General features: G+C 71.9%; 3 protein-coding genes and 2 pseudogenes. 4 read left to right on the top strand and 1 reads right to left on the bottom strand.

Annotated elements, in window-relative coordinates; all coding sequences use genetic code 11:
- Positions 1–291, bottom strand: a pseudogene (locus FrCorBMG51_RS20930) (serine/threonine protein kinase); the annotation flags it as partial.
- A 352-nt stretch (positions 292–643) separates the two neighbouring features.
- On the opposite strand from FrCorBMG51_RS20930, the gene FrCorBMG51_RS20920 reads away from it, so the two are divergent.
- From FrCorBMG51_RS20920 to FrCorBMG51_RS20905, 4 genes and pseudogenes are all read left to right on the top strand, one after another.
- Positions 644–1471 carry a Type 1 glutamine amidotransferase-like domain-containing protein gene (locus tag FrCorBMG51_RS20920; protein ID WP_047224722.1) on the top strand — a complete coding sequence of 276 codons (828 nt, stop codon included), beginning with the start codon at positions 644–646 and terminating at the stop codon, positions 1469–1471.
- Between the two features lie 62 nt (positions 1472–1533).
- Positions 1534–2247 (top strand): lipoyl(octanoyl) transferase LipB, encoded by a 714-nt coding sequence (gene lipB / locus FrCorBMG51_RS20915; protein ID WP_047224721.1) that lies wholly within the window; start codon positions 1534–1536, stop codon positions 2245–2247.
- Between the two features lie 59 nt (positions 2248–2306).
- Positions 2307–3228 (top strand): annotated as a pseudogene (locus FrCorBMG51_RS20910) (lipoyl synthase); the annotation flags it as partial.
- 299 nt (positions 3229–3527) lie between these two features.
- Positions 3528–3737 carry a hypothetical protein gene (locus tag FrCorBMG51_RS20905; protein WP_013874426.1) on the top strand — a complete coding sequence of 70 codons (210 nt, stop codon included), beginning with the start codon at positions 3528–3530 and terminating at the stop codon, positions 3735–3737.
- Positions 3738–3838 lie beyond the last annotated feature (101 nt).

Raw genomic sequence — 3838 nt, 5'->3', positions numbered from 1 at the left:
CCGCTCCCGGACGCCGAGCAGCCGGCCCAGGTTGACCGCCCCGTCGACCGGCTCCGACACCACCGCGATCCCCTCGGACGTGGCGATCACGTCGATGACCGGGACGAGGTGTGGGTGGTCGAGTTCGACCAGCAGACGCGCCGACCTCATGGCGGTTTCGCGACCGGCCGTGCCCGGGGGCAGCCTGACCCGCCGAACCGTGCACTCGACCCCGGTGGCCACGACCCGGCCGGCCCACACGTCCCCGGCGCCGGCATCCCGGACCCGGGCGCGCAGCACCACCCCGGGCACGGGAAAATCGGCCGGATTCTCCCGTCCACCCCGGGAACCGGCTGAATCGTACATCGAGGTCACAAAAAGTGACGGTAAGCCGAAAAAGCCATTCTGTGCAGCCCTCCCCGGCAAACTGTGGATAACTCGCGCCGCAAACAGGTCCGCAAACGGGTCAGGGTACGGTGACCGCGGCGTACAGCGGGCATGCCGCATACGGCACGAACACGGTAGAACACGCAGACGGCAGGAACATGCCCGGGCAGACGGAACAGCCAAGCCCGGACACGGACAGTCACGAATGGACGCGGGCGCCGATGAGCACGGGCACGGACGAACACGGCACGGAGGAGCACGGCACGGAGGCCGGACGATGAACATCCTCGCGACCAGCGGCGGCTTCCTGCCGGACGGACGCTGGGGCGCCCGGGTCGGCCCGCTGATCCAGCACGCGCTGCGCCTGGCCGGGCAGCCGACCCGTCCGAAGCTGTGCCTGCTGGCCACCGCCGTCGGCGACGACCCGGCCGCCTACGCGCGCTACTACGCCGCGCTCGCCCGCGACACCCCACAGGTGCGCGCCTCCCACCTCGCGCTGTTCCCGATGCCGAACATCCCCGACGTCCGCACGCACCTGCTGGGCCAGGACGTGATCTGGGTGGGCGGCGGCAGCGTGGCGAACCTGCTCGCCGTGTGGCGCGCGCACGGCCTCGACACGATCATGCGGGAGGCGTGGGAGGCGGGTGTGGTCCTCGCCGGGGTGTCCGCGGGATCGCTGTGCTGGCACGCGGGAGGCACCACCGACTCGTTCGGGCCGGGCCTGCGGGCGGTCACCGACGGCCTCGGCCTGCTGCCGTTCAGCAACACCCCGCACTACGACTCGGAGCCGGGCCGGCGTCCGCTCTACCAGAAGCTGGTCGCGGACGGGACGCTGCCGGACGGCTGGGCCACCGACGACGGGGTCGGCCTGCACTTCCGGGGAACCGAACTGGTGGAGGCCGTCGCCGACCGGCCGGACGTGTACGCCTGGCGGGTCGAGCGAATCCCGGCCGAGCCGGGCCCGCCCGCGGGCGGCGCCGCCGAAGGCGGTATGACCAGCGATGTGACCAGCGATGGTACGGCGGACGGCGGTACGGTTGCCGGCGGTACGACCGGAGGTGTACGGGAAACGCCGGTCACCCCTCGGCTGCTGTCGGAAGTGTGACGCCCGCGGTGTCCTGCCGCGGGCGCTGGGAGGACACCGCAGGTGAGCGTAGCCTCATTTTCATGGAGGTCATGCGCCCAGGCCTGGTGCCCTACGACGAGGCGTGGCGGTTGCAGCGCGCGTTGGCCGACCGGCGGATCGCCGACGAGGCGACCGACACCCTGATCCTCCTGGAACATCCCAGCGTCTACACCGCCGGCCGGCGCACCCAGCCGTGGGAGCGCCCCTTCGACGGCACCCCGGTGGTGGACGTCGACCGCGGCGGCAAGATCACCTGGCACGGCCCGGGGCAGATCGTGGGCTACCCGGTGCTGCGGCTGCCCCGGCCGCTGGACGTGGTCGCCTACGTCCGCGCCCTCGAGGAGGCCCTGATCGCGATCTGCGCGGAGTTCGGGGTGCCGGCTGTCCGGGTCGCCGGGCGCACCGGGGTGTGGACCGCCGACGGGGAGCACAAGCTCGCGGCGATCGGCGTCCGGGTGCGCTACCTGGTCGCCTACCACGGTTTTTCCCTCAACTGCTGTCCGGACCTCGGCGCCTTCACCAGGATCGTCCCGTGCGGCATCTCCGACGCCGGAGTGAGCAGCCTGAGCCGGGAGCTCGGCCGGGCCGTGACCGTCGAGGAGGCCCTGCCCGTCGTGGAACGCCACATGGTCGGGACGCTGACGGCCTTCACCGCTACCTCACCGACCGTGACCGACCTGCCGGCACCGGGCGCGGACGACCTGCCGGCACCCGACAGCGTGCCGCTGGCGCGGGAGCCGGAGCTGGCCCGATGACCACCGACACCACGGTTACCAGCGCCACGCCGACCAGTACCGCGGTTACTGGCACCGCGGTGGCGGCCCCGGCCCCCGAGGGCCGGAAGATGCTGCGGCTGGAGGTCCGTAACGCGGCCACACCGATCGAACGCAAACCGCCGTGGATCCGCACCCGGATGCGGACCGGGCCGCAGTACTCCGACATCAAGGGGCTCGTTCACGACAAGGGCCTGCACACGGTGTGTGAGGAGGCCGGCTGCCAGAACATCTACGAGTGCTGGGAGGACCGGGAGGCGNGGCGGCGAGGTGTGCACCCGCCGGTGCGACTTCTGCCAGATCGACTCGGGACGCCCCGCAGCCTTCGACGCCGACGAGCCGCGCCGGGTCGCCGAATCGGTGCGGACGATGGGCCTGCGCTACGCGACCGTGACCGGGGTGGCCCGCGACGACCTGCCCGACGGCGGGGCGTGGCTGTACGCGCAGACGGTCCGTGAGATCCACACGTCCTGCCCGGGCACCCGCGTCGAACTGCTCATCCCCGACTTCCACGCCCGTCCGGAGCAGCTCGCCGAGGTCTTCGGGGCGGCGCCCGAGGTGCTGGCCCACAACATCGAGACAGTGCCGCGGGTGTTCCGGCGGATCCGGCCCGGGTTCCGCTACGAGCGGTCGCTGGAGGTGCTCCGGCGGGCCCGGGACGCGGGCCTGGTGACCAAGTCCAACCTGATCCTGGGGCTCGGCGAGGAGCCCGCGGAGATCCTGTCGGCCATGGCCGATCTGCTCGCCGCCGGCTGTGAACTGCTGACCATCACCCAGTACCTGCGCCCCAGCCCCCGCCACCATCCGGTGGAGCGCTGGGTGCGTCCCGAGGAGTTCGTCGAGCTGCGCGCGCAGGCCGAGCGGATGGGGTTCGTCGGCGTGCTCGCCGGCCCGCTGGTGCGCTCGTCCTACCGCGCCGGCCGGATGTACCAGCAGGCGATCGAGCGTCGCGGCGACCTGGCCGGAGGCGGGGCCGGGAGCGAGGCCACCGCTTCAACCAGCCCCACGACCAGCCCTTCAACAAGCCCTTCAACCAGCCCCGTGGTCGGCCTCACGGCCGGCTCCACGGCCAGCTGCGCGGACGCGGAAGGTGTCAAGGCGGGCATTCCCACCCCTGGCCACTTTAACTACGCAGAGTAATAACCGCGGTGGTGGGCGCGTCGCGGCGGCACTAGTGTCATCCGACAGTAACCACTGCGCAGCGAGCAGAGCAAGAACGAGATCGTGACCGACAGCGCGTCCGACCGGCCTGGGAGATCTACGTGATCCTGCTGAAGTCACTACTGACCGCCGCCGAAGAACTGACTCTCCTCCTCCTCCCACACGGCGGACAGCGGACGGCACGCCGTAACGCCTGGCGTGCCGCCGCCGACCTGCAGGTGGGTGCCGGCCGGCACGGCGAGCCCTCCTGGAAGGTCGTGCGCGCCGTGCCGCCGACCGCGGGACGGGTGGCCATCGCGACCGAACGTTGACCCCCGTCAGCTCGCTGGGCACCACGGATCGAGCTGTACCCGATTCAGGTCGTAGGCTCGCGGTCATGGCGCGCACAAACAGGTCCGGCGGCAGGGCGCCC

Source organism: Protofrankia coriariae (assembly GCF_001017755.1).
GTDB lineage: Bacteria > Actinomycetota > Actinomycetes > Frankiales > Frankiaceae > Protofrankia > Protofrankia coriariae.
Note: the sequence above shows the minus strand (reverse complement) of the source record. Positions and strands in the feature narration are given on the sequence as shown.

What these genes read in the sequence shown, in the direction of transcription:
- FrCorBMG51_RS20920 (WP_047224722.1), top strand. Translation starts at nt 644, where the DNA reads ATGAACATCCTCGCGACCAGCGGCGGCTTCCTGCCGGACGGACGCTGG.
- lipB (WP_047224721.1), top strand. Translation starts at nt 1,534, where the DNA reads ATGGAGGTCATGCGCCCAGGCCTGGTGCCCTACGACGAGGCGTGGCGG.